18 protein-coding genes are annotated in these 21498 nt (G+C 73.1%); 3 read left to right on the forward strand and 15 right to left on the reverse strand.

Annotation, left to right across the window (positions count from 1 at the left end; genetic code table 11):
- Window positions 1-317 precede the first annotated feature (317 nt).
- Entirely contained in the window at window positions 318-1667 is a 1350-nt protein-coding gene (locus KUM39_RS26680; protein WP_217788343.1) for a GH1 family beta-glucosidase, read from the forward strand.
- Between the two features lie 3 nt (window positions 1668-1670).
- Here KUM39_RS26680 and era read toward each other — a convergent pair whose 3' ends face one another.
- The 7 genes from era to KUM39_RS26715 all read right to left on the reverse strand — a co-directional run bounded on the left by era (window position 1671) and on the right by KUM39_RS26715 (window position 8811).
- Window positions 1671-2624 (reverse strand): GTPase Era, encoded by a 954-nt coding sequence (era, locus tag KUM39_RS26685; RefSeq protein WP_217788344.1) that lies wholly within the window; start codon window positions 2622-2624, stop codon window positions 1671-1673.
- Window positions 2625-2752: 128 nt separating this feature from the next.
- Entirely contained in the window at window positions 2753-3115 is a 363-nt protein-coding gene (locus KUM39_RS26690) for a cytidine deaminase-like protein (protein ID WP_217788345.1), read from the reverse strand.
- A 68-nt stretch (window positions 3116-3183) separates the two neighbouring features.
- Window positions 3184-3543, reverse strand: coding sequence for an MmcQ/YjbR family DNA-binding protein (locus KUM39_RS26695; RefSeq protein ID WP_217788346.1), 360 nt, complete (start codon window positions 3541-3543; stop codon window positions 3184-3186).
- Entirely contained in the window at window positions 3540-4838 is a 1299-nt protein-coding gene (locus tag KUM39_RS26700; protein WP_217788347.1) for a hemolysin family protein, read from the reverse strand. The genes KUM39_RS26695 and KUM39_RS26700 overlap by 4 nt, the downstream gene beginning before the upstream one ends.
- Before the next feature lie 16 nt (window positions 4839-4854).
- On the reverse strand, window positions 4855-5352 hold the full coding sequence (gene ybeY, locus KUM39_RS26705; protein WP_217788348.1) for an rRNA maturation RNase YbeY: 498 nt from the start codon (window positions 5350-5352) through the stop codon (window positions 4855-4857).
- A 15-nt stretch (window positions 5353-5367) separates the two neighbouring features.
- Entirely contained in the window at window positions 5368-7518 is a 2151-nt protein-coding gene (locus KUM39_RS26710; protein ID WP_217788349.1) for a PhoH family protein, read from the reverse strand.
- Window positions 7519-7686: 168 nt separating this feature from the next.
- Complete coding sequence (locus KUM39_RS26715; RefSeq protein WP_308288254.1) at window positions 7687-8811, reverse strand: carbohydrate kinase family protein; 1125 nt, start codon at window positions 8809-8811, stop codon at window positions 7687-7689.
- Window positions 8812-9165: 354 nt separating this feature from the next.
- Here KUM39_RS26715 and KUM39_RS26720 point away from each other — a divergent pair, with 354 nt between their 5' ends.
- A complete protein-coding gene (locus KUM39_RS26720) occupies window positions 9166-10518 on the forward strand; it encodes an MFS transporter (RefSeq protein WP_217788351.1) in 1353 nt (450 codons plus the stop codon).
- Here the strand turns inward: KUM39_RS26720 and KUM39_RS26725 are convergent.
- The 8 genes from KUM39_RS26725 to hrcA form a co-directional block, all read right to left on the reverse strand.
- On the reverse strand, window positions 10470-11474 hold the full coding sequence (locus KUM39_RS26725) for an adenosine deaminase (protein WP_217788352.1): 1005 nt from the start codon (window positions 11472-11474) through the stop codon (window positions 10470-10472). The two genes, KUM39_RS26720 and KUM39_RS26725, sit on opposite strands and share 49 nt — an antisense overlap.
- A 31-nt stretch (window positions 11475-11505) precedes the next feature.
- The gene (locus tag KUM39_RS26730; RefSeq protein WP_217788353.1) at window positions 11506-12411 is read right to left on the reverse strand and encodes a ribonuclease Z; all 906 of its coding nucleotides are present in this window, start codon (window positions 12409-12411) and stop codon (window positions 11506-11508) included.
- Window positions 12412-12414: 3 nt separating this feature from the next.
- The gene (locus tag KUM39_RS26735) at window positions 12415-12768 is read right to left on the reverse strand and encodes a histidine triad nucleotide-binding protein (protein ID WP_217788354.1); all 354 of its coding nucleotides are present in this window, start codon (window positions 12766-12768) and stop codon (window positions 12415-12417) included.
- A 149-nt stretch (window positions 12769-12917) separates the two neighbouring features.
- Window positions 12918-16163, reverse strand: coding sequence for a S41 family peptidase (locus KUM39_RS26740; RefSeq protein ID WP_308288253.1), 3246 nt, complete (start codon window positions 16161-16163; stop codon window positions 12918-12920).
- A gap of 482 nt (window positions 16164-16645) precedes the next feature.
- On the reverse strand, window positions 16646-17383 hold the full coding sequence (locus tag KUM39_RS26745) for a 16S rRNA (uracil(1498)-N(3))-methyltransferase (RefSeq protein WP_217788355.1): 738 nt from the start codon (window positions 17381-17383) through the stop codon (window positions 16646-16648).
- Window positions 17380-18456 carry a nitronate monooxygenase gene (locus KUM39_RS26750; protein WP_217788356.1) on the reverse strand — a complete coding sequence of 359 codons (1077 nt, stop codon included), beginning with the start codon at window positions 18454-18456 and terminating at the stop codon, window positions 17380-17382. Before KUM39_RS26750 ends, KUM39_RS26745 begins: the two co-directional genes overlap by 4 nt.
- Before the next feature lie 119 nt (window positions 18457-18575).
- Window positions 18576-19712 (reverse strand): molecular chaperone DnaJ, encoded by a 1137-nt coding sequence (dnaJ, locus tag KUM39_RS26755; protein ID WP_217788357.1) that lies wholly within the window; start codon window positions 19710-19712, stop codon window positions 18576-18578.
- Window positions 19713-20729 carry a heat-inducible transcriptional repressor HrcA gene (gene hrcA, locus KUM39_RS26760; RefSeq protein ID WP_217788358.1) on the reverse strand — a complete coding sequence of 339 codons (1017 nt, stop codon included), beginning with the start codon at window positions 20727-20729 and terminating at the stop codon, window positions 19713-19715.
- Between the two features lie 133 nt (window positions 20730-20862).
- On the opposite strand from hrcA, the gene KUM39_RS26765 reads away from it, so the two are divergent.
- On the forward strand, window positions 20863-21498 hold a 636-nt coding region (locus tag KUM39_RS26765), incomplete at its 3' end, for an MBL fold metallo-hydrolase (protein WP_217788359.1).

The following is a 21498-nucleotide window of genomic DNA, read 5'->3' on the forward strand; positions in this document are numbered from 1 at the left end:
CCCCCCCCCCCCCCCCCCCCCCCCCCCCCCGCCCCCCCCCCCCCCCCCCCCCCCCCCCCCCCGTCGCCCCCGCCCCGCCCCATGCTCCCGCCGCACCCCGACCGGGTCACCCCCTCCCCCGAGGAAGTCCGATACGGCCCACGTGATCGTCCGGAACCGATCAGGAGCGGGGTCCGAAAGGCGCGCGGCACCCGGTTCCGCTCAACTCCCTTTCCTGTCTGTGCCTTTCGCCACACACGCGGCTTTCCGATCCACGCGGAGCAGCCGGGACTCCGGGGGTGTTGACGGCGCTCGGCCGGTTCCCGATGATCCCGCACATGGACACCCCCGCACCCACCCCCGGCCCCGCGCCCCTCCCCCGTTTCCCGGCGGACTTCCTCTGGGGTGTGTCCACCTCAGCGCACCAGATCGAGGGGGCTGTCGGGGAGCGGGAGGCGTCCGTGTGGGACGCGTTCACGGCGCGGGAGGGGGTGGTGCGGGACGGGAGCACGGCGGAGGTGGCCTGTGATCATGTGCGCCGGTATCGGGAGGACGTCGGGCTGCTGGCGGGGCTGGGGGTGGGGGCGTACCGGTTCTCGGTGTCGTGGCCCCGGGTCAACTCGCCCGGGGGAATCGGGTTCTACGACCGGTTGGTCGATGAGCTGTGCGCGGCCGGGGTGCGGCCGGTGGCCACCTTGTTCCACTGGGACCTGCCCGCCGGGCTGGACTGGCTGGAGCGGGACACCGCCGAGCGGTTCGCGGCGTACGTGGAGGTCGTCGCGGAGCGTCTCGGGGACCGGGTGGAACGGTGGATCACGCTCAACGAGCCCGCCGAGCACACCCTGTTCGGGCACGCGCTCGGCGTGCACGCGCCCGGCCGGGCACTCCTCTTCGACGCGCTGCCCGTCGCACACCATCAACTCCTCGCGCACGGACTCGCCGTACGCGCCCTGCGCGCGGCCGGAGCGGCACGGACCGGGATCACCAACTCGCACGGCCCCACCTGGCTCGCCTCCGACGACCCCGCCGACACCGAGGCCGCCGCCTTCCACGACCTACTGCTGAACCGGCTGTTCGCCGAACCGGTACTGCTGGGCGAATACCCGGACGGGATGGGCGAGTTGATGCCCGGCAGCGCGTCGCAGGTCGCCGCCGACCTCGCGGTGATCTCCGAGCCGCTCGACTTCTACGGGATCAACTACTACGCCCCCACCCGCGTCGGCGCCCCGCTGAACACCCCCTCCGAGTTCGGCGGCATCCCGCTCCCCGCCGAACTCCCCTTCTCCGTACGGGAGATCACCGGCCGCCCGGTCACGGACTCGGGCTGGCCCGTCGTACCGGAGGCGCTCACCGAGCTGCTGTGCGGGTTCCGGGAGCGGTACGGGGACCGGCTGCCGCCCGTCGTCGTCACGGAGAACGGGTGCGCCTACGACGGGCTGGAGGACACGGAGCGGATCGCGTACCTGGACGCGCACATCCGGGCCCTGCACGCCGCGTCCGCCGCCGGGGTGGACGTACGCGGCTACTTCGTCTGGACCCTGCTCGACAACTTCGAGTGGGCCGAGGGCTACACGCGCCGCTTCGGCCTCGTGCACGTCGATCGCACCACCCGGCGGCGCACCCCGAAGGCGTCGTACCACTGGTTCCGGGAGGCACTGCGGGAACAGCGGCGCCCCCCGGCGCCGTAGGGCTCAGAAGCCCAGGCGGCGCAGCTGCTTCGGGTCGCGCTGCCAGTCCTTGGCGACCTTCACGTGCAGGTCGAGGAAGACCGGGGTGCCGAGCAGCGCCTCGATCTGCTTGCGGGACTTGATGCCGACGTCCTTCAGGCGCTTGCCCTTGGGGCCGATGATGATGCCCTTCTGGCTGGGCCGCTCGATGAAGACGTTCGCGTGGATGTCGAGCAGCGGCTTGTCCGCCGGGCGGTCCTCGCGGGGCAGCATCTCCTCCACGACCACGGCGATGGAGTGCGGCAGCTCGTCGCGGACGCCCTCCAGCGCGGCCTCGCGGATCAGTTCCGCGACCATGACCTGCTCGGGCTCGTCGGTGAGGTCGCCCTCCGGGTACAGCGCGGGGCTCTCGGGCAGCATCGGGATCAGCAGGTCCGCGAGCAGCTCGACCTGCTTGCCGCCGACCGCGGACACCGGCACGATCTGCGCCCACTCGAAGCCCAGCTCCTTGCCGAGCTGATCGACCGCGATGAGCTGTTCGGCCAGGGTCTTGGAATCGACCAGGTCGGTCTTGGTGACGATGGCGATCTTCGGCGTCCTGCGGATTCCGGCGAGTTCCTTGGCGATGAACTTGTCACCGGGGCCGAGCTTCTGGTCGGCGGGCAGGCAGAAACCGATCACGTCCACCTCGGCCCACGTGGCGCGGACCACGTCGTTCAGCCGCTCCCCGAGCAGCGTGCGCGGCTTGTGGAGGCCGGGGGTGTCCACCAGGATGAGCTGCGCGTCCGGGCGGTGCACGATGCCGCGCACCGTGTGCCGGGTGGTCTGCGGACGGTTGGAGGTGATCGCCACCTTCTGCCCCACCAGAGCGTTCGTGAGGGTGGACTTGCCCGCGTTGGGGCGGCCCACGAAGCAGGCGAAGCCGGCACGGTGGACGGCCTCGGCCGGCTGCTCGGATGACTGGGTACGAACGCTCATGGCGACCATTGTCCCTGATCCACCGGGCCCCGCCGACCCCGGCCGCCGACGCGGGCGCCCCCCGGGGGGTGCCGACGCGCCCCGGAACCCCTGCGGGACCACCCCTGACCGGCCCCGACCGGCCCCGGCTACGCCTCGCCGCCCGCCGCGACCGTCCGCCGTACCGTCCCGTCCGGCCCCGCCAGCAGCACCGGTGTGCGCGGGCCGCCCAGGTCCGCCACCGCGGCCAGGTCGTCCGGCGCGGCCTCCTCCGCCGCACCCACCACGGCCGCCGCCTCCAGCGACCGCGCGCCCGAGGCGACGGCCATCGCCACGGCCGTGCGCAGCGCGCTCAGCCGCAGGGAGGGCAGGTCCACCGACCCGGCGACATACGTCCTGCCGGTCTCGTCCCGTACGGCCGCCCCCTCGGGGACACCGTTACGGGCCCTGGCGGACCGGGCCAGGGTGACGATCTTGCGGTCCTCGGGGTCGAGCGTGTCGCTGTCGGTCATGCCCCGAGCATACGGAGCGCGGCACACGGAGCGCGCCGCCGGTGACCCCGTGGGGATGCCCCCTACGGCTACGGGCGGTCCAGCCGCAGCCGGTCCGCCCGTGGCAGCCCCGCCACCACCAGGTCGTAGGAGTCCTCGACCAGTTCACGCAGCAGCCGGTCCGGCAGGGCGCCGTCCGCCGTGACCGTGTTCCAGTGCCGCTTGTTCATGTGCCAGCCCGGGACGATCAGCCCCGCGTGCTCGGCGCGCAGCCGGACCGCGTCGTCCGGGTCGCACTTGAGGTTGGCCGTGAGGGGCCGCGCGCCCAGGTCCGTGAGGGCGAACATCTTGCCCAGCACCTTGAAGACCGAGGTCTCCGGGTTGAAGGGGAAGTCCTCCACGGCCGCGTTGAAGGACAGGCACAGGGCGCGCAGCTCCTTCGGGGTCACGCGGGGGCCTCCTCCATCGCGGGTGAGGTGACCGGCTCGACCAGCACGGTGACGATCTTGTTCCGGCGCCCGGCGGCGGACTCGGCGGTCAGCTTCAGGCGCCGCTCGTCGGGGAGTCCGACCTCGGCGGAGGCACCGGCGATCGGGACCCGGCCGAGCGCCTTGGCGAGCAGGCCGCCGACGGTCTCCACGTCCTCGTCGTCGTACTCCTCCAGGCCGTACAGCTCGCCCAGGTCGGTGATGTCCAGGCGGGCGGTGACCCGGTAGCGGTCGTCGCCCAGCTCCTCCACCGGCGGGAGTTCCCGGTCGTACTCGTCGGTGATCTCCCCGACGATCTCCTCCAGGATGTCCTCGATGGTGACGATGCCCGCCGTGCCGCCGTACTCGTCGATGACGACGGCGACGTGGTTGCGTTCCTTCTGCATCTCGCGCAGCAGGTCACCGGCGTTCTTGGTGTCCGGGACGAAGACGGCGGGACGCATCGCGGTGGAGACGAGGTCGCCCTCGGTCTCGCGGCTGATGTGCGTCTTGCGGACGAGGTCCTTCAGATACACGATCCCGACGATGTCGTCCTCGCTCTCCCCGGTGACCGGGATGCGGGAGAACCCGGAGCGCAGGGCGAGGGTGAGGGCCTGCCGGATGGTCTTGTACCGCTCGATGACGACGAGGTCGGTACGCGGCACCATCACCTCGCGGACCAGGGTGTCGCCCAGCTCGAAGACGGAGTGCACCATGCGGCGCTCGTCGTCCTCGATCAGCGACTCCTGCTCCGCCAGGTCCACCATCGCGCGCAGCTCCGCCTCGGAGGCGAACGGGCCCCGGCGGAAGCCCTTTCCGGGGGTGAGCGCGTTGCCGATGAGGATCAGCAGGGACGGGATCGGCCCCATGATCCTGGCCAGCGGCAGCAGGACGTACGCGGCCGCCGTGGCCGTGTTTAGCGGGTGCTGGCGGCCGATGGTGCGCGGGGAGACCCCGACGGCGACGTACGACACCAGGACCATGACGCCGATGGCGGCGAGCAGCGCCTGCCAGGTCGCGTCGATGACCTGGAGGCACTCGTAGGTGACGAGGGCCGCCGCCGCCATCTCGCAGGCGACGCGGACCAGCAGGGCCACGTTCAGATAGCGGGTGGGGTCGGCGGCGATCTGGGCGAGCTTGGCGCTGCCCCGGCGTCCGGTGCGGACGGCCTCGTCGGCGCGGAAGCTGGAGACGCGGGCGAGGCCCGCCTCCGCGCAGGCGGCGAGCCAGGCCACGACGACCAGCGCGACCGCGCCGATCACGATCTGCGGACTCATGCGACGACCGCCCCCGTCACGAGACGGTGGGCGCGGGCGAGGGACCGGTCAGGCCCCGCTCGCCGCGCCACCCGTCCACGATGGCGGCCTGGAGCCCGAACATCTCCGCCTTCTCGTCGGGCTCCTCGTGGTCGTACCCCAGCAGGTGCAACACCCCGTGGACGGTGAGCAGTTGCAGCTCCTCGTCCATCGAGTGCCGGGTCTCCGCCTCCTCGCCCTGCCGGGCGGCGACCTCGGGACACAGCACGATGTCGCCGAGCAGCCCCTGCGGGGGCTCCTCGTCGTCCTTGGACGGCGGGCGCAGCTCGTCCATCGGGAACGACATCACGTCGGTCGGACCGGGGAGGTCCATCCACTGGATGTGCAGCTGCTCCATCGCGTCGGCGTCCACGACGATCACCGACAGTTCGGAGAGCGGATGGATGCGCATCCTCGCCAGTGCGTAGCGTGCGATGTCGAGGACCGCCTGCTCGTCCACCTCGGTGCCGGACTCGTTGTTGACGTCGATCGACATGGTGCTGTCGTGTCTCTACTTCCCCTTGGGCCCGGCCCCTCCCCGGCCCCCCTGCCGGGAGCCGTTCTCGGTGCCGTGCGCGCTGTCGTACTTCTCGTACGCATCGACGATACGGCCCACCAGCTTGTGCCGGACGACATCCTGCGACGACAGCCGCGAGAAGTGCACGTCGTCCACCCCCTCCAGGATGTCCTGCACCTGCCGCAGCCCCGACTTCGTGCCGTTCGGCAGGTCCACCTGCGTCACGTCGCCGGTGATCACGATCTTCGACTCGAACCCGAGCCGGGTGAGGAACATCTTCATCTGCTCGGGTGAGGTGTTCTGGGCCTCGTCGAGAATGATGAAGGCGTCGTTCAGGGTGTTGTGCGTCAGCAGATAGTCCTGGGTGACGTAGAGCGAGTCCTCGGCCGCCACCTGGATGCAGACCGTCTCCTCGCGGCCGGCGGGCTCGATGCTGTCGATGAAACGCATCGGGCGTCCGCCGCCACCGGCTTCGTGGTACCGGTCCAGCTTGCGGGCGAGGCGGAAGGGCTCGATGCCTTCGGGGAGCCGGATATCGACGACGTGTGCGTCGTGGCGGTATCCCACGTCACGGCCCTTGGCCCGGCCCGGAGTGCGGCCCTCGGCGGCCCTGCGGCGGGTGTACGCCACACCGCCGAGCGAGCGGACCAGCGCGATCACGTCGTCCCTGAGCAGGACCGACGTCGTCGCGTACTGGACCCGGCAGGTGCGGTCCTTCTGCACGACCGGGCCGCCGTCGGAGTCCAGCAGGCCCTGGAGGACGGCGAGGCGGACCTCGGCGGAGTTCTCCAGGTAGACGTCCGGGACGAACTTGCTGTTCGAGCGGGTCCGCAGGAGGTCCAGGTCCCGCAGCACACGGGTCACCGGGTTCTCCAGCGTGACCACGTCACCGGGCGACTTGACCCGGTTGAGGACGTAGTCGGGGCCGCCCTTGTGGTGTACCGCCACACCGGGGAGCACGCTCTCCAGCGCCACTGCCAGTTCCGGGTCCTCCGTGGCGAAGGACGGGGTGGTGGAGCCGGTCAGGCAGCCGTCGCCGAGCAGCAGGCCCAGGGCGTACGGGTCCATCGGGACCTCGCGCTCCGGAAGGCAGACCGGCGCGGTGAGCAGCGGCAGTTCGTAGCGGCGGGCGTGCCCCGCGCGGAGGTTGCCGATCATCTCCTGGGTCTCCAGGACCCGCCACGGCTTGTCACGGCGCTTGTCGGACGCGGTACGGACCGTCCACAGGTGCTCGCCGCAGCAGAGCGTCCAGGAACCGTCCTGCGCCGCCACGCGGTAGATGTCCCTCTCGCCCTGCGGGTAGACGCCGAGGACAGGGGTCGGCTCGCCGTTCGACCCGATGACCAGATCACCGACCTGGAGGTCCCCGATAGGACGCCAGCCCTCGGGCGTCAGGACGTTCGTGAAGATCGGTTGGCTGCGCCCACGCATGTATGCCAGCGGTGCCACCTCGATCGTGCCCGCTGCCATCAGACGGGGGATGGAGTCGGGGTCGAGCATGTCGTGGAGGGCGTCGTAGAGGGGGCGGAGGTAGGGGTCGATCTTCTCGTAGAGGGTGCCGGGGAGGAAGCCGAGGCGTTCACCGGCCTCCACGGCGGGGCGGGTCAGGATGATGCGGTTGACCTGCTTGGACTGGAGGGCCTGGACGGCCTTGGCCATCGCCAGGTAGGTCTTGCCGGTGCCCGCGGGGCCGATGCCGAAGACGATGGTGTGCTTGTCGATGGCATCGACGTAGCGCTTCTGGTTGAGCGTCTTGGGGCGGATGGTCCGGCCGCGTGAGGACAGGATGTTCTGGGTGAGCACCTGGGCCGGGGTCTCGTCGCCGTCGCCCTCCCCGTTCCCGCTCGCCTTGAGCATGGCGATCGAGCGTTCCACGGCGTCCTCCGTCAGCGGCTGCCCGGTGCGCAGCACGATCATCATCTCGTCGAACACGCGGGAGATGAGGGCGACGTCCGCCGGGTCCCCCACCGCGCTGATCTCGTTGCCCCGGACATGGATGTCGGCCGCCGGGAAGGCCGTCTCGATGACGCGCAGGAGAGAGTCCCCGGAACCCAGCACGGTCACCATCGGGTGCTGGGCGGGGACGGTGAGCTGTGCTCGTGCCTGCTCCCGCGCGGGAGTCCGAGCTGTGCGTGTCTCAGTCATGGGCCGGCGCTTAAGGCCGCGGTCCTCCTCGTCACGGCCGCGCCGATGGAGGGCGGCCTCGCACTGTCCAGAGTACGACGGTGCACTGACCGATCCGTAGGATTTTTCCGCCGTACGGCCCACCGGCCGGACCGTGCCGCCCACCGGCCGGACCGTACGGCCCCCCGGTCAGCGTGAGCGGCGGAAGCCGATGGTGGGGACCGCGCGGCGCAGCGGCCAGGGGCGGTCCAGCGTCTCGGGGACCAGGGCGTCCAGGAAGGCGTACCGGGCGAGGGCCGCCTTGTCCTGCTCCTCGACCGACTGCACCCGGCGCCACCACGCCCCGATCTCCGACCAGCCCGGCGCCGACAGCGAGCCGCCGAACTCCTGCACGGACAGCGCGGCGGTGAGTCCGGCGAAGGCCAGCCGGTCCGCGAGCGGCCACCCGGCCAGGGTGCCGGTGACGAACCCGGCGACGAACACGTCCCCGGCGCCGGTCGGGTCGAGGGCGGCCACCGCGATGGCGGGCACCTCGGCGGTCTCGCCGGTGCGCCGGTCCACCGCGTACGCGCCGTCGGCGCCGAGGGTGACGACCGCGAGCGGCACGTGCTCGGTCAGCGCGTGCGCCGCCGCGCGCGGGGTGCTCGCGCCGGTGTACCGCATCGCCTCCTCGGCGTTGGGCAGGAACGCCTCGCAGTGCCGCAGGTCGGTGAGTCCGGCCAGGTCCCAGGCGCCGGTGTCGTCCCAGCCGACGTCCGCGAAGATCCGGGTGCCCGCGCGGGCGGCCTCCGCGATCCAGGGCTCGGTGACGCCGGGGGTGAGGGAGGCGACGGCGGCACGGGCGTGCGGGGCGACGGCCGGGGCGGACTCGCCGGGCGGCGGCTCGTGCCCGTGGGACACCATCGTCCGCTCGCCCTCGTACGCCATCGACACGGTCACCGGCGAGTGCCAGCCGGGGACCGTGCGGGAGGGGGCGAGGTCGATGCCCTCGCCCTGGTCGAGCGCGTCCCAGCAGTACTCGCCGTAGTGGTCGTCGCCGAAGGCCGCCGCGAGGGAGGTGCGCAGGCCGAGCCGAGCCAGCGCGGTGGCCATGTTGGCGACCCCGCCGGGGCTCGAACCCATGCCCCGCGCCCAGGACTCGGTGCCGCGCACGGGGGCCGCGCCGAGGCCGGTGAAGACGATGTCCAGGAAGACCGTGCCGGTGAGGTAGACGTCCCAGGGCGGGTCGTCCGGCGTGCGCAGCGCGGCCAGCGGGTCGGACAGGGACTCGCGGCGCGCGGCACGGGTGAGGTGCTCCGGTTCCTCTCCGGCGATCGTGTGGGTCGGGCTCACGGTGGCTCCCTGACGGTTGCGGATCTGGCCAGTGTGCACCACCCGCCCGGGCGGGGGCCGTTCCGGCGCCGGGCGGGGGCGAGTTGGGGCGACGGTACGGCGGAGGGGGCCGGAGGGTGTGGCGGTCCCCGAGGGGGCGATCTTGAAAATGGCGCCTTTTACCCGGCATCCTCCGCACCAAACTCATTGGTGATCCAGATCACACATTCCCAGCTTTTCCCGCACCCTTCCGCTTGATACAACTTGCTCGCGCGTTCCCGTCGTTCACGACGGCAGACGCCCTTCTCCCCCACATCTTTTCCGGTTCCGCTTCTTGCGCCTGCCCTGGGAACGCCCGTGTCCGCCCCCCGCACCACCCCCTGGCCCCTCGTCGCCCTTTTCGCGGCCGGGTATCTCGCCCCGTACCTGCTGCCGACCACGGTCGGCCGGCTCGGTTCCGGGCTGCATCTCTCCGCCACCCAGGCCGGGGCCATCGGCAGTGCCCTGCTGCTGAGTTCGGCCTCGGCGGGCTTTCTGCTGGCCTCGCGAGTGGACCGCTTCGGCGCCCGGCCGCTCGCCCGCTGCGGGCTGCTGCTGGCGGCCGTCGGCTACGGCTCGGCCGCGCTCACCGGCTGGGTCCCGGCCGTGCTGGCGGGCGCGCTGGTCGGCGGGTTCGGCTCGGGCACGATGACGGCGGTCGCGGCGAGCGGGATCGCCGCGCAGCGCGACCCCCACCGGGTCACCACCTACGGGCTGCTCGGCGTCTCCGCGCTGGCGGGCGCCCTGTACCTGACCATCCCTCACCTCGGCCCCGGCCACGGCCAGCCGCTGGCCGCCATCGCGCTGACCGCTCTCGCGGTGTGGCCGCTCACCGACCGGCTGCCCGCCCGGACGGTGGCGGTGCGCGGGACCCTACGGGGCGGACGGCCGCCCCGGATGCGCTCGGGGCTGCTGCTGGCCGCCGCGATGCCCTGCTGGTCGCTCGCGCAGAACGCGCTGTGGGGGGTCAGCGGCCGGATCGGCGGCGTCCAGGCGCACTTGACCGAGGTCACGGTCGGTGTGGTGTTCGCGGTGGCGCTCGGCGCCGGGCTGCTCGGGGTGGTCGGCGCGGGCGCGCTGGGCTCCCGGCTGGGCCGCGCGGTGCCGATCGGCGCGGGCACGGTCCTGATCGCGGGCTGCATCGCGCTGAGCGCGTCCGCGCACGGCCTGCCCGCCTTCGCCGCCGGTGAGGTGGCCTGGAACCTGCTCTACCCGGTCGTGCTGTCGTACGTCATCGGGCTCGCCGCCGCGCTCGATCCGCGCGGACGCTGGGCGGTGCTGGTCGGTTCGGCGTCCTCGCTGGGCACGGCGGCCGGGCCGCTGACCGGGAGCGCGCTGGCCTCGGCCGCCGGGTTCCCGGTGATGGGCCGGGTGCTGGCGGTCGGGCTGCTGGCGGTGGCGGTGCCGCTGACGGCGGTCGCGCTGCGCGCGGGCGACCGGCGGACTGCCGTGGCCGTGGTCGAACTCGCGCTGGACACGCCCACCGTGCCGGTCCCGGACGCCTTCGACACCGCGTCGGCGGAACTCCGGTCCGCCTCCCCCGTACGGGAGAACCCGGAGCCGGTGGCGCCGGAGGTCGTCGCACTCCGGCTGGACGCGCCCGCCGTGCCCGTGCGGGCGGACTACGAGACGGCCGCGCCGAACTCGTACGCCTCGACCTCGGCGAGGTAGGACGCCCGGAGTTCCTCGTCGTCCTCCAGGAAGGAGGCGAGGAAGGAGTTGCGGGCCAGCTCCCGCAGCCGCTCCCCGGTGAGGCCGAGAGTGGCCTGTACGGCGTCGAAGTTGTCGCCCGCGTAACCGCCGAAGTAGGCGGGGTCGTCGGAGTTGACGGTGCACATCAGCCCGGCGTCCAGCATGGCGGGGAGCGGATGGTCGGCCAGGGTGTCCACGGTGCGCAGCCGGACGTTGGACAGCGGGCACAGGGTGAGCGGGACGCGGTCCCGGACCAGGCGTGCGACCAGCTCGGGGTCCTCCACGCAGCGCAGCCCGTGGTCCACGCGCTCGATGCCGAGCACGTCCAGCGCCTCGGTGATGTACTCCGGCGGCCCCTCCTCGCCCGCGTGCGCGACGCGGCGCAGACCGAGCGCGGCGGCGGCCTCGTACACCTCGCGGAACGCGGCGGGCGGGTGGCCGACCTCGGCGGAGTCCAGGCCGACGCCGGTGATCCGGTCGAGGAACGGCTCGGCCAGACGCAGGGTGTCCAGCGCGGAGGCGGCGGACTCGTCGCGCAGGAAGCAGAGGATGAGCCGGGTGGACACGCCGTGCCGTTCCCGGCTGGTGCCGAGCGCCCGCCACAGCCCCTCGACCACGGTCGCCATGTCCACACCGCGGGCGAGGTGGGCCTGCGGGTCGAAGAAGATCTCCGCGTGCCGGACGCCCTGCGCGGCGGCGCGGGCGAGGTAGGCGTCCGCGAGGTCCGCGAAGTCCTGCTCGGTGCGGAGCACGGCCATCAGCTCGTAGTACAGGTCCAGGAAGGACTGGAGGTCCTGGAAGCGGTACGCCTCGCGGAGCGCCTCGGTGTCGGTCCAGGGCAGCGTGATCCCGTTGCGGGCGGCCAGCGCGAAAGCCAGCTCGGGCTCCAGGGTGCCTTCGATATGAAGGTGCAGTTCAGCTTTGGGGAGGGGCATCAAAGCAGCGTACGCCCCTCCACCTGCTGTTTCATCCTCGCTTGGGGAGCGGTACCCGTTGCAGATCGCGGGCGACGGTCAGCTCGCCGGTGAATCCGGCGGCCCGGGCCTGGCGTTCGAACTCCTCCGGGTCGGCGTAGCGCTGGCTGAAGTGGGTCAGCACCAGATGGCGTACGCCCGCGTCGCGGGCCGCGGCGGCGGCCTGCCCGGCGGTGAGGTGGCCGTGCTCCTCGGCGAGCCCCGCGTCCGCGTCCAGGAAGGTGGACTCGATGACGAGCAGGTCGCAGCCCTCGGCGAGGGCGTGGACGCCGTCGCAGAGCCGGGTGTCCATGACGAACGCGAACCGCTGCCCGCGCCGCACCTCGCTGACCTCGTCCAGGGTGACGTCCCCGAGCCGCCCCTCGCGCTGGAGGACACCGACGTCCGGGCCGCCGATGCCGTGCGCGGCGAGCCGGTCGGGCAGCATGCGGCGCCCGTCGGGTTCGGTGAGCCGGTAGCCGTAGGACTCCACGGGGTGCGAGAGCCTGCGGGCTTCCAGGGTGTACGAGGGCGTGGTGACGAGGGGGCCGTCGGTGTCCACCGGGGCCTCGGTGATGCCGACGGTCTCGCGGTAGGCCGTCGCGTACCGGAGGCGGTCGAAGAAGTGCTGCCCGGAGCGCGGGTAGTGCGCGGTGACGGGGTGCGGGACCCGGTCGAGGTTGATCCGCTGGATCACTCCGGAGAGGCCGAGGCTGTGGTCGCCGTGGAAGTGGGTGACGCAGATCCGGTTCAGGTCGTGGGCGGCGACCCCGGCCCGCACCATCTGCCGCTGGGTGCCCTCACCGGGGTCGAAGAGGATGCCCTCGCCGTCCCAGCGCAGCACGTGGCCGTTGTGGTTGCGGTGCCGGGTCGGGACCTGGCTGGCGGTGCCGAGGACCACCAACTCGCGTACGGACATGGGCTATCCGGGGGGCCACTGGAGACCACGGCCGCCCAGGACGTGGGCGTGCGCGTGGAAGACGGTCTGCCCGGCGCCGGCGCCGGTGTTGAAGACCAGGCGGTAGCTGTCGAGCTTCTCCACGTCGGCTACGGCCTGCGCGGCGGTCAGCACGTCGGCGGTGAGCGCGGGGTCGGCGGCGGCGAGGGCGGCGGCGTTCGGGTGGTGCGCCTTGGGGATCACCAGGACGTGGGTGGGCGCCTGCGGGTTGATGTCCCGGAAGGCGAGCGTGGTGTCCGTCTCGCGGACGACCGTCGCCGGGACGTTGCCCGCGACGATCTTGCAGAACAGGCAGTCGTCCTGCGGTTCGCCTGCCATGCGGGGCCTCCTCGTGCGGGTGATCGGGGGGGGGTGCGTACCGGTGCCCGGCGCACCGGTGACCGGTACAGCGGCATCGTAGTCGGCGGACCGGACGGACCAGGTGGACCGGGCGGCCCGCCGACCACGTGCGCGCGGGTGGAGAGCGGCTACGACGACAGCGGGGGCAGGGTGGGCGGGGTCTTCGCCGGGGTGGTCTCCAGCGCCTCCAGGGCCAGCCGGACCGCCTCGTCCAGCTGGGGGTCACGGCCCGCCGCGTGGTCCTGGGGCCGCTGGACGACCTCCACGTCCGGGTCCACGCCGTGGTTCTCCACGCCCCAGCCCTGGCCCTCCAGCCAGAACGAGTACTTGGGCTGGGTGACCAGGGTGCCGTCCACCAGCCGGTAGCGGCTGTCGATGCCGATGACACCGCCCCAGGTGCGGGTGCCGACGACCGGGCCGATGCCGAGGGCGCGGATCGCCGCGTTGACGATGTCGCCGTCGGAGCCGGAGAACTCGTTGGCGACGGCGACGACCGGGCCGCGCGGGGCGTCCGCCGGGTAGCTCTCGGCGGGCCTGCCGCGCGGCAGGTCCCAGCCGACGATCCGGCGGGCCAGTTTCTCCACCACCAGCTGGGAGGTGTGGCCGCCCCGGTTCTCGCGGACGTCCACGACCAGGCCCTCGCGGGCCACCTCGACACGCAGGTCCCGGTGGATCTGCGCCCAGCCGGGCGCCTGCATGTCGGGGACGTGCAGATAGCCGAGCCGCCCGCCGGACGTCTCGTGGACGTGGGCGCGCCGGTCCGCGACCCAGGCGTGGTAGCGCAGCGGTTCCTCGTCGGCCACGGGGACGACGACCACGTGCCGGGCCTCGCCGCCGCCCGCCGGGCGGACCGTCAGCTCGACGGGTTTGCCCGCGGTGCCGACGAGCAGCGGGCCGGGTCCGGTCACCGGATCGACGGGGAGTCCGCCGACGGCGGTGATCGCGTCGCCGGGGCGCACCGCGACACCGGGTGCGGCGAGCGGGGAGCGGGCGTGCGGGTCGGAGGTCTCCGAGGGGAGCACCCGGTCCACTCGCCAGGTGCCGTCGTCGTGCCGGGACAGGTCGGCGCCGAGCAGGCCCTGCCGGGGGCCCTGGCCGGGGCCGCCGCGCGGGGTGACGTAGGCGTGCGAGGTGCCGAGTTCGCCCTGCACCTCCCAGAGCAGGTCCACCAGGTCGTCGTGGGTGGCGATCCGGTCCAGCAGCGGGCGGTAGCGGTCGAGTACGCCGTCCCAGTCGGTGCCGCCCATGTCGGCACGCCAGAAGTTGTCCCGCATGATGCGGCCGTTCTCGTCGTACATCTGCCGCCACTCGGCGGCCGGGTCCACGGTCAGCCGTACGCGGGACAGGTCCACGGTGACGCTCGCGTCGCCGCCCTCCCCGCCCGCGCCGTTCGCGCCGCCCTCGTCGTCGGAGGAGTCGGGGGCGCGCCGGTCGGCGGGTACGACCTTCAGCCGGGAGTCCGCCCACAGCAGGACGCGTTTCCCGTCGCCGGAGACCTCGAAGTGGTCGGCGTCGGAGGCGAGCCGGTCCAGGCGGCGCTGGACCAGGTCGTAGCGTTCCAGCTCGGTCTTGGGGTCGGGGGCGTCCGGGGTGGCGCGGGAGACGCCGAGGACGCCGCGCACCGGGTGGCGCAGCCAGAGGACGCCGTCCTTGGCGGCGCGCAGCCCGGAGTAGTGGGCGGCGCCGACCGGGAACGGCACGATGCGGTCGGCGAGGCCGTCGAGGTCGATCCGGGTGACGGGGGTGCCCTCGGCGTCCGGGGTCTCGTCCTTGTCGGAGCCGCCGAAGGGGCGGCCGTGGCGCTGGGGTCCGAACGGGGACGGGGTGGTCGCGGCCAGCGTGATCAGGTGCGGGCGGACGCCGTCGAGAAAGGCCAGGTCGAAGACGTGCGCGTCGTAGACCGGGTCGAAGGAGCGGCTGGAGAGGAACGCGAGGTGGCGGCCGTCTGCGGTGAACGCGGGCGCGTAGTCGCGGAACCGCAGCGGGGTCGCCTCGGTGACGTTGAGGTCGGTGGTACCGGCGATGCGGAGCTGGGCGAGCGGCTCGGGGCCGGGGTGGGACCAGGCGAGCCAGCCGGAGTCCGGGGAGAACGCGAGGTCGGACACGTCGCCGTGCTCGCTGCGGTCCACCTCGCGGACCTCGCCGGTGTCGCGCTCGACCAGCAGCAGCCGTCCGTCGTGCGCGGCGACGGCGGCGCGGCTGCCGTCCGGGGCGACCGCGAGTTCCAGCACCCGGCCGAGCTGTCCGGCGGCCAGCCTGCGCGGGGCCGCGCCGGGCGCGGTGCCGGTGGCGGGCGCGAACTCCAGGGCGTCCTCGCCCTCCGCGTCGGTCACCCACACCACCCATTCCTCGCCGTCGGCGCGGAACGTACGGGGCGTGCGGGCGCGGACGCCCGGTTCGGCGGCCAGCGCGCGGGCCGGGCCGGAGCGGTGCGTGATCCAGTGCACAGCGCCGCGCACCGCGACCGCGCTGCCGCGCCCGGTGTGGTCGGGGGCCGCGTGGTCGAACCAGTGCGCCGCGTTCAGCTGACGGGTACGGACGCCGGTACGGGGGCCGCCCAGGCGGATGTCCAGGCGGCGGGGTTCGCTGCCGTCCAGGTCGTCCAGCAGCCAGAGTCCGCCCGCCGAGGCGTACACGACGCGGGTGCCGTCACCGGCCGCGTGGCGGGCGTAGAAGCCGTCCAGGGGGGTGTGGCGGCGCAGGTCGGTGCCGTCGGGGAGGGAGGAGTAGAGGGCGCCGGTGCCCTCGTGGTCGGAGAGGAACGCGAGGCGGTCCCCGGACCACACCGGGTACTCGATGTTGCCGTCCAGGTCCTCGTGCAGCCGGACGAACTCGCCGTCGCCGTCGCGGTCGATCCACAGCTTGCCCGCCGTGCCGCCCCGGTAGCGCTTCCACCAGGCGGCCTCGCGGCCGATCGGCGCGGACAGCAGCACAGGGTGCGGGCCGTGTGCCACGTCGCCCACCGGGCCGTACGGGAGTGTCCTCGCCGGGCCGCCGTCCAACGGGATCGCCCGTGCCCAGCTGCGGCGCGGGCCGGCCTCGCCGTACGTGCTGATCGCCAGGACCTCGCCGTCCCGCGTCCAGCCTCTCACCTGGGTGCGGTTGCTTCCCCAGTACGTCAGCCGCCTCGACGGGCCGCCGTCCACCGGGGCGGTGTACACCTCGGGGGCGCCGTCCCTGGTGGACGTCCACGCGAGGGCCTGTCCGTCCGGGGAGATCCGGGGATGGTTCGCCGGTGTGCTGTCCGCGGTGGCCCGCCATGCTCTCCCTCCCGTCACGGGGGCCAGCCATACGTCGTCCTCGGCGGTGAAGGTCAGCAGTTCACCGTTGAGGTGGGGGAAGCGGAGGTAGTTTCCTTGGGCGCCCTTTGTCACCCGGTCAGCGTATGCGGGGAGTTGATTCGGTGCCGGGATTTTTGATCAGCGGGGCTGTTGCTCTCGCGGGCGGGTGGGGCACCCTCGCGGATTCCCCCTGGGGTGGCTGGGCTCCGTTGTCCGGTGCGGGTCCGCTGGACTACTCGCGCAGTTCCCCGCGCCCCTGGGGGTGGCTGGCCTTCGCTGTCCGGTGCGAGCCCGCTGGGCTACTCGCGCAGTTCCCCGCGCCCCTGGCCGGGGCTGGGCTCCGTTGTCGGGTGCGGGTCCGCTCGCCTTCTCGCGCAGTTCCCCGCGCCCCTGTCGGGTGCGGGGTGGTCGTGGTGCTCGCGGTCACTGGGGGTGGGGTCGCCTCGGCGGCGCTACTGCGCGCGGCGGTGGGGATGCGGCGAAGCCGCTTCTCAGGGGCGCGGGGAACTGCGCGAGAAGGACAGTGGACCGGCACTCGAAAGACAAGGACGGGCGCGGGGAGGTGGGTGGTGTTGTCAGGACCAGCGGCCTGTGCGTGTCAGTAGCAGGGCGGCTGCCGCTGTGCCCGCTGTGGAGGTGCGGAGGACGGTGGGGCCGAGGATGTGGGGAGGGGCGCCCGCTTCGGTGAAGAGGGTCAACTCCTCGGGAGAGACGCCTCCTTCGGGGCCCACGACCAGGACGATGGTGCCCGCTCGCGGGAGTTGGGCCGTCGCCAGGGGGGTCGTGCCCGTTTCGTGGAGGACTGCCGCGAAGTCGGCCGTGGCGAGCAGGGTCGCCACCTGCTTCGTGCTCGCCGGGTCGGCGATCTCCGGGAAGCGGACCCGGCGGGACTGCTTGCCCGCCTCGCGGGCGGTGGCGCGCCACTTGGCCAGGGCCTTGTGGCCGCGGTCGCCCTTCCACTGGGTGATGCACCGGGACGCCTGCCAGGGGACGATCGCGTCCACGCCGACCTCGGTCATGGTCTCGACGGCGAGTTCGCCGCGGTCCCCCTTGGGGAGGGCCTGGACGACGGTGATACGGGGCTGCGGGGGCTCCTCGTAACGGAGTTGGAGGTCCGTCACGACCAGGCGGTCCTTGCCCTCGGCCGCCGCCACGACGCCCCGCGCCCGCGTACCCCGGCCGTCGGTGAGGACGACCTCCTCCCCGGGGTGCAGCCGCTTCACGGAGACGGCGTGCCGTCCTTCGGGGCCGTCGAGGACGAACTCGCCGTCGATGGGGTCGAGTTGGTCCACCACGAAGACGGGCGCGGTCATCGGGCGACTCCGTCGGGGCCGGAGGCGGCGGACGCCGTGTCGAGTTCGGCGGCGAGCACGGCGACGAGGTCACCGGCGGGCAGCGGACGGGCCATGCGGTGGCCCTGGCCCGCCCAGAGGGCCATCGCCTGCGGGTCACCGGCAGCGGCGGCCGCCTTGCGGATCGGGGAGGTCAGGTGGTGCACCTCGGGGTACGCGGCGGGGGCGTACGGGCCATGCTCGTGCAGGAAGCGGTTGACCAGGCCGCGCGCCGGGCGCCCGGAGAAGGCGCGGGTGAGTTCGGTGCGGCCGAACAGCGGGTCGGTGAGGGCGCGTTTGTGCAGGGCGTTGGCGCCGGACTCGGGGGTGGCGAGGAACGCGGTGCCGAGCTGAGCGGCGCAGGCCCCGGCGGCGAGTACGGCGGCGATCTGACCGCCCCGCATGATGCCACCGGCGGCGACGACGGGGATGGTCACCGTCTCCCGGATCTGCGCGAGCAGGGAGAGCAGGCCGAGGCCGGAGCCGTCCTTCTCGGGGTCGTCGCGGTGGGTCCCCTGGTGGCCGCCCGCCTCGACGCCCTGCGCGATGACGGCGTCCGCACCGGCCCGCTGTACGGCCTGCGCCTCCTCGGGGGTGGTCGCGGTGACCAGGGTGAGGGTGCCGACACCGCGGAACGCGGCCAGCACCTCGGGGTCGGGCACGCCGAAGTGGAAGGAGACCACCGGGACCGGGCTGTCGAGCAGCACGGAGACCTTCACGTCGTAGCCGTCGTCCCGGCCGCTGTCCGGGTCGCCCAGCTCGGTCTCGTACCAGGCGGCCTCGCCCGCGAGTTGCTGCGCGTACAGGTCCACGGCGCCGGACTCGGCGTGCTCGGGCTGGGGCAGGAAGAGGTTGACGCCGAAGGGGCGGTCGGTGAGGCCCCGCAGTTGCTTGATCTCCTGGTAGACCCCGTCGGCCGTCTTGTAACCGGCGGCCAGGAAACCGAGGCCGCCCGCCTCGGAGACGGCGGCGGCGAGCTTCGGGACCGAGACGCCGCCGGCCATCGGAGCCTGCACGATCGGGCGGGGGAAGAGATCGGTCAGCGCGGAGGACATGACCGCATGGTGTCATGTCCTCCCGCCGCGTCCGAATCCGGGTTTGCGGTGCCCGCCTGCCCCGGCCGGGCACCCCCGCGACCTGCCGGGTGCCCGAACGGGCGCCCGGTACGGGTGGATCAGCGCCCGTTGAAGGCGTCCTTCAGCCGGGAGAACAGGCCCTGCTGGCCCGGCTGGAACTGACCGGTCGGCCGCTCCTCGCCGCGCAGCTTGGACAGCTCCCGCAGCAGCCGCTCCTGCTCCACGTCCAGCTTGGTCGGGGTCTGCACCTCGACGTGCACGATGAGGTCGCCCCGGCCGCCGCCGCGCAGATGCGTGACGCCCCGGCCGTGCAGCGGGATGGACTGACCGGACTGAGTGCCGGGCCGGATGTCCACGTCCTCCAGGCCGTCAAGGGTCTCCAGCGGCACCTTCGTACCGAGGGACGCGGCCGTCATCGGGATGGTGACCGTGCAGTGCAGGTCGTCGCCGCGCCGCTGGAACGTGGAGTGCGGCAGCTCGTGGATCTCGACGTAGAGATCACCGGCGGGGCCGCCGCCGGGGCCGACCTCGCCCTCGCCCGCGAGCTGGATACGGGTGCCGTTGTCCACACCGGCCGGGATCTTCACCGTCAGGGTGCGGCGGGAGCGGATGCGGCCGTCACCGGCGCACTCCGGGCACGGGGTGGGCACGACCGTGCCGAAGCCCTGGCACTGCGGACAGGGGCGGGAGGTCATGACCTGGCCCAGGAAGGACCGGGTGACCTGGGAGACCTCGCCCCGGCCCCGGCACATGTCACAGGTCTGCGCGGTGGTGCCGGGGGCGGCACCCTCGCCGCTGCACGTGGTGCAGACGACGGCCGTATCGACCTGGATGTCCTTGGTGGTGCCGAAGGCCGCCTCGTCCAGCTCGACCTCGATACGGATCATCGCGTCCTGGCCGCGCCGGGTCCGCGAGCGCGGGCCGCGCTGCGACGCCGTACCGAAGAACGCGTCCATGATGTCCGAGAAGTTGCCGAAGCCACCGGCCCCGAAGCCGCCCGCACCGGCGCCGCCGGACTGCGAGAGGGGATCGCCGCCGAGGTCGTAGACCTGCTTCTTCTGCGGGTCCGAGAGCACCTCGTAGGCGGCGTTGATCTCCTTGAACCGCTCCTGGGTCTTCGGGTCCGGGTTGACGTCCGGGTGCAGCTCGCGCGCGAGCCTGCGGAACGCCTTCTTGATCTCATCCTGCGACGCGTCGCGGCGCACGCCGAGAACGGCGTAGTAGTCCGTGGCCACTTACGACTCCGCCAGGATCTGTCCGACGTACCGTGCCACTGCGCGTACCGCTCCCATCGTTCCCGGATAGTCCATGCGGGTCGGGCCGACCACGCCGAGCTTGGCAACCGCCTCGCCGCCCGAACCGTAGCCGACCGACACCACGGACGTGGAGTTGAGTCCTTCATGGGCGTTCTCGTGCCCGATTCGCACCGTCACGCCCGGTTCCTTGGCCTCGCCGAGAAGCTTGAGGAGGACGACCTGCTCCTCCAGCGCCTCCAGGACGGGGCGGATCACGAGGGGGAAGTCGTGCCCGAAGCGGGTGAGATTGGCGGTGCCGCCGATCATCAGCCGCTCCTCGTTCTCCTCGACCAGTGTCTCCAGCAGAGTGGAGAGCACCGTGGAGACCGTACCGCGATCCTCCGGGTCGAAGGCGTCGGGGAGGTCCTCCACGAGTTTCGGCACGTCCGAGAAGCGACGGCCGGCGACCCGGCTGTTCAGCCGGGCCCGCAGATCGGCCAGCGACGCCTCGCCGAACGGGGCCGGGCAGTCCACCATCCGCTGCTCGACCCGGCCGGTGTCCGTGATCAGCACGAGCATCAGACGGGCCGGGGCGAGCGCGAGGAGTTCCACGTGCCGGACGGTGGAGCGGGTCAGCGAGGGGTACTGCACGACGGCGACCTGCCGGGTGAGCTGCGCGAGCAGCCGTACCGTGCGGGCGACCACGTCGTCCAGGTCCACCGCGCCCTCCAGGAAGTTCTGGATGGCGCGCCGCTCCGGGCCGGTCATCGGCTTGACCCCGGCCAGCTTGTCCACGAACAGGCGGTAGCCCTTGTCGGTGGGGATACGGCCCGCGCTGGTGTGCGGCTGGGCGATGAACCCCTCCTCCTCCAGCGCGGCCATGTCGTTGCGCACGGTCGCCGGGGAGACGCCCAGGCTGTGCCGTTCGGTGAGTGCCTTGGAGCCCACCGGCTCCTCGGTGCCGACGTAGTCCTGGACGATGGCGCGCAGCACCTGAAGTCTGCGTTCACTCAGCATCCGCGCCCACCTCCAGCGTGTCGTTCCGGCCGCCTGGCACTCTGGTCGTCCGAGTGCCAGCATTCCCCGGCCCAGTGTACGGCCGTGGGGTACGCGCGGGGCAAGGTCCGGGGTCACGGATGAGGTGGCGGTTGTGTCGGTGGTGTGGGCGGAGCAGGGGTGGCAGGAGCTGGCGCCGGGGGTCGGACGGTGTCGGCTGCCGGGCTGGGACTGCACGGCGGGGCTGGTGCTCGGCGCGGGTTCGGCGCTGCTGGTGGACGCCGGGTCGTCGGTCGCGGAGGGGGTACGGCTGCGGGCGGCGGCCGAGCGGATCGCGGGCGGGCGTGTGACCCATCTCGCGCTGACGCACCCGCACTTCGATCACGTCTTCGGCACCCCCGCCTTCGCGGGCGCGGAGGTGTACGCGGCGGTCGGCACGGCGGCGGTGTTCGCCGGGGGCCGCGAGGCCCTGCGCCGGGACGCGGTCGCCAACGGGCTTCCGGAGGCGGCTGCCGAGGAGGCGGCGGAACTGCTGACGGCACCCCGGCACGCGGTGTGCGGCGAGTGGACCCTCGATCTGGGCGGCGGACGGCAGGTCCTGCTGGCCAACGTCGGGCCCGGGCACACCGCGCAGGATCTGGCCGTCCTGGTGCCGGGCGAGCGGGAGATCGTCTTCTGCGGGGACCTCGTGGAGGAGTCCGGCGAACCCCAGGCGGGCCCGGACGCGGCCCCGGCCCACTGGCCCGCCGCCCTGGACCGGCTACTGGCCCTGGGGGGCGAGGACGCGGCG

This window comes from Streptomyces corallincola (assembly GCF_019104725.1).
GTDB lineage: Bacteria > Actinomycetota > Actinomycetes > Streptomycetales > Streptomycetaceae > Streptomyces > Streptomyces corallincola.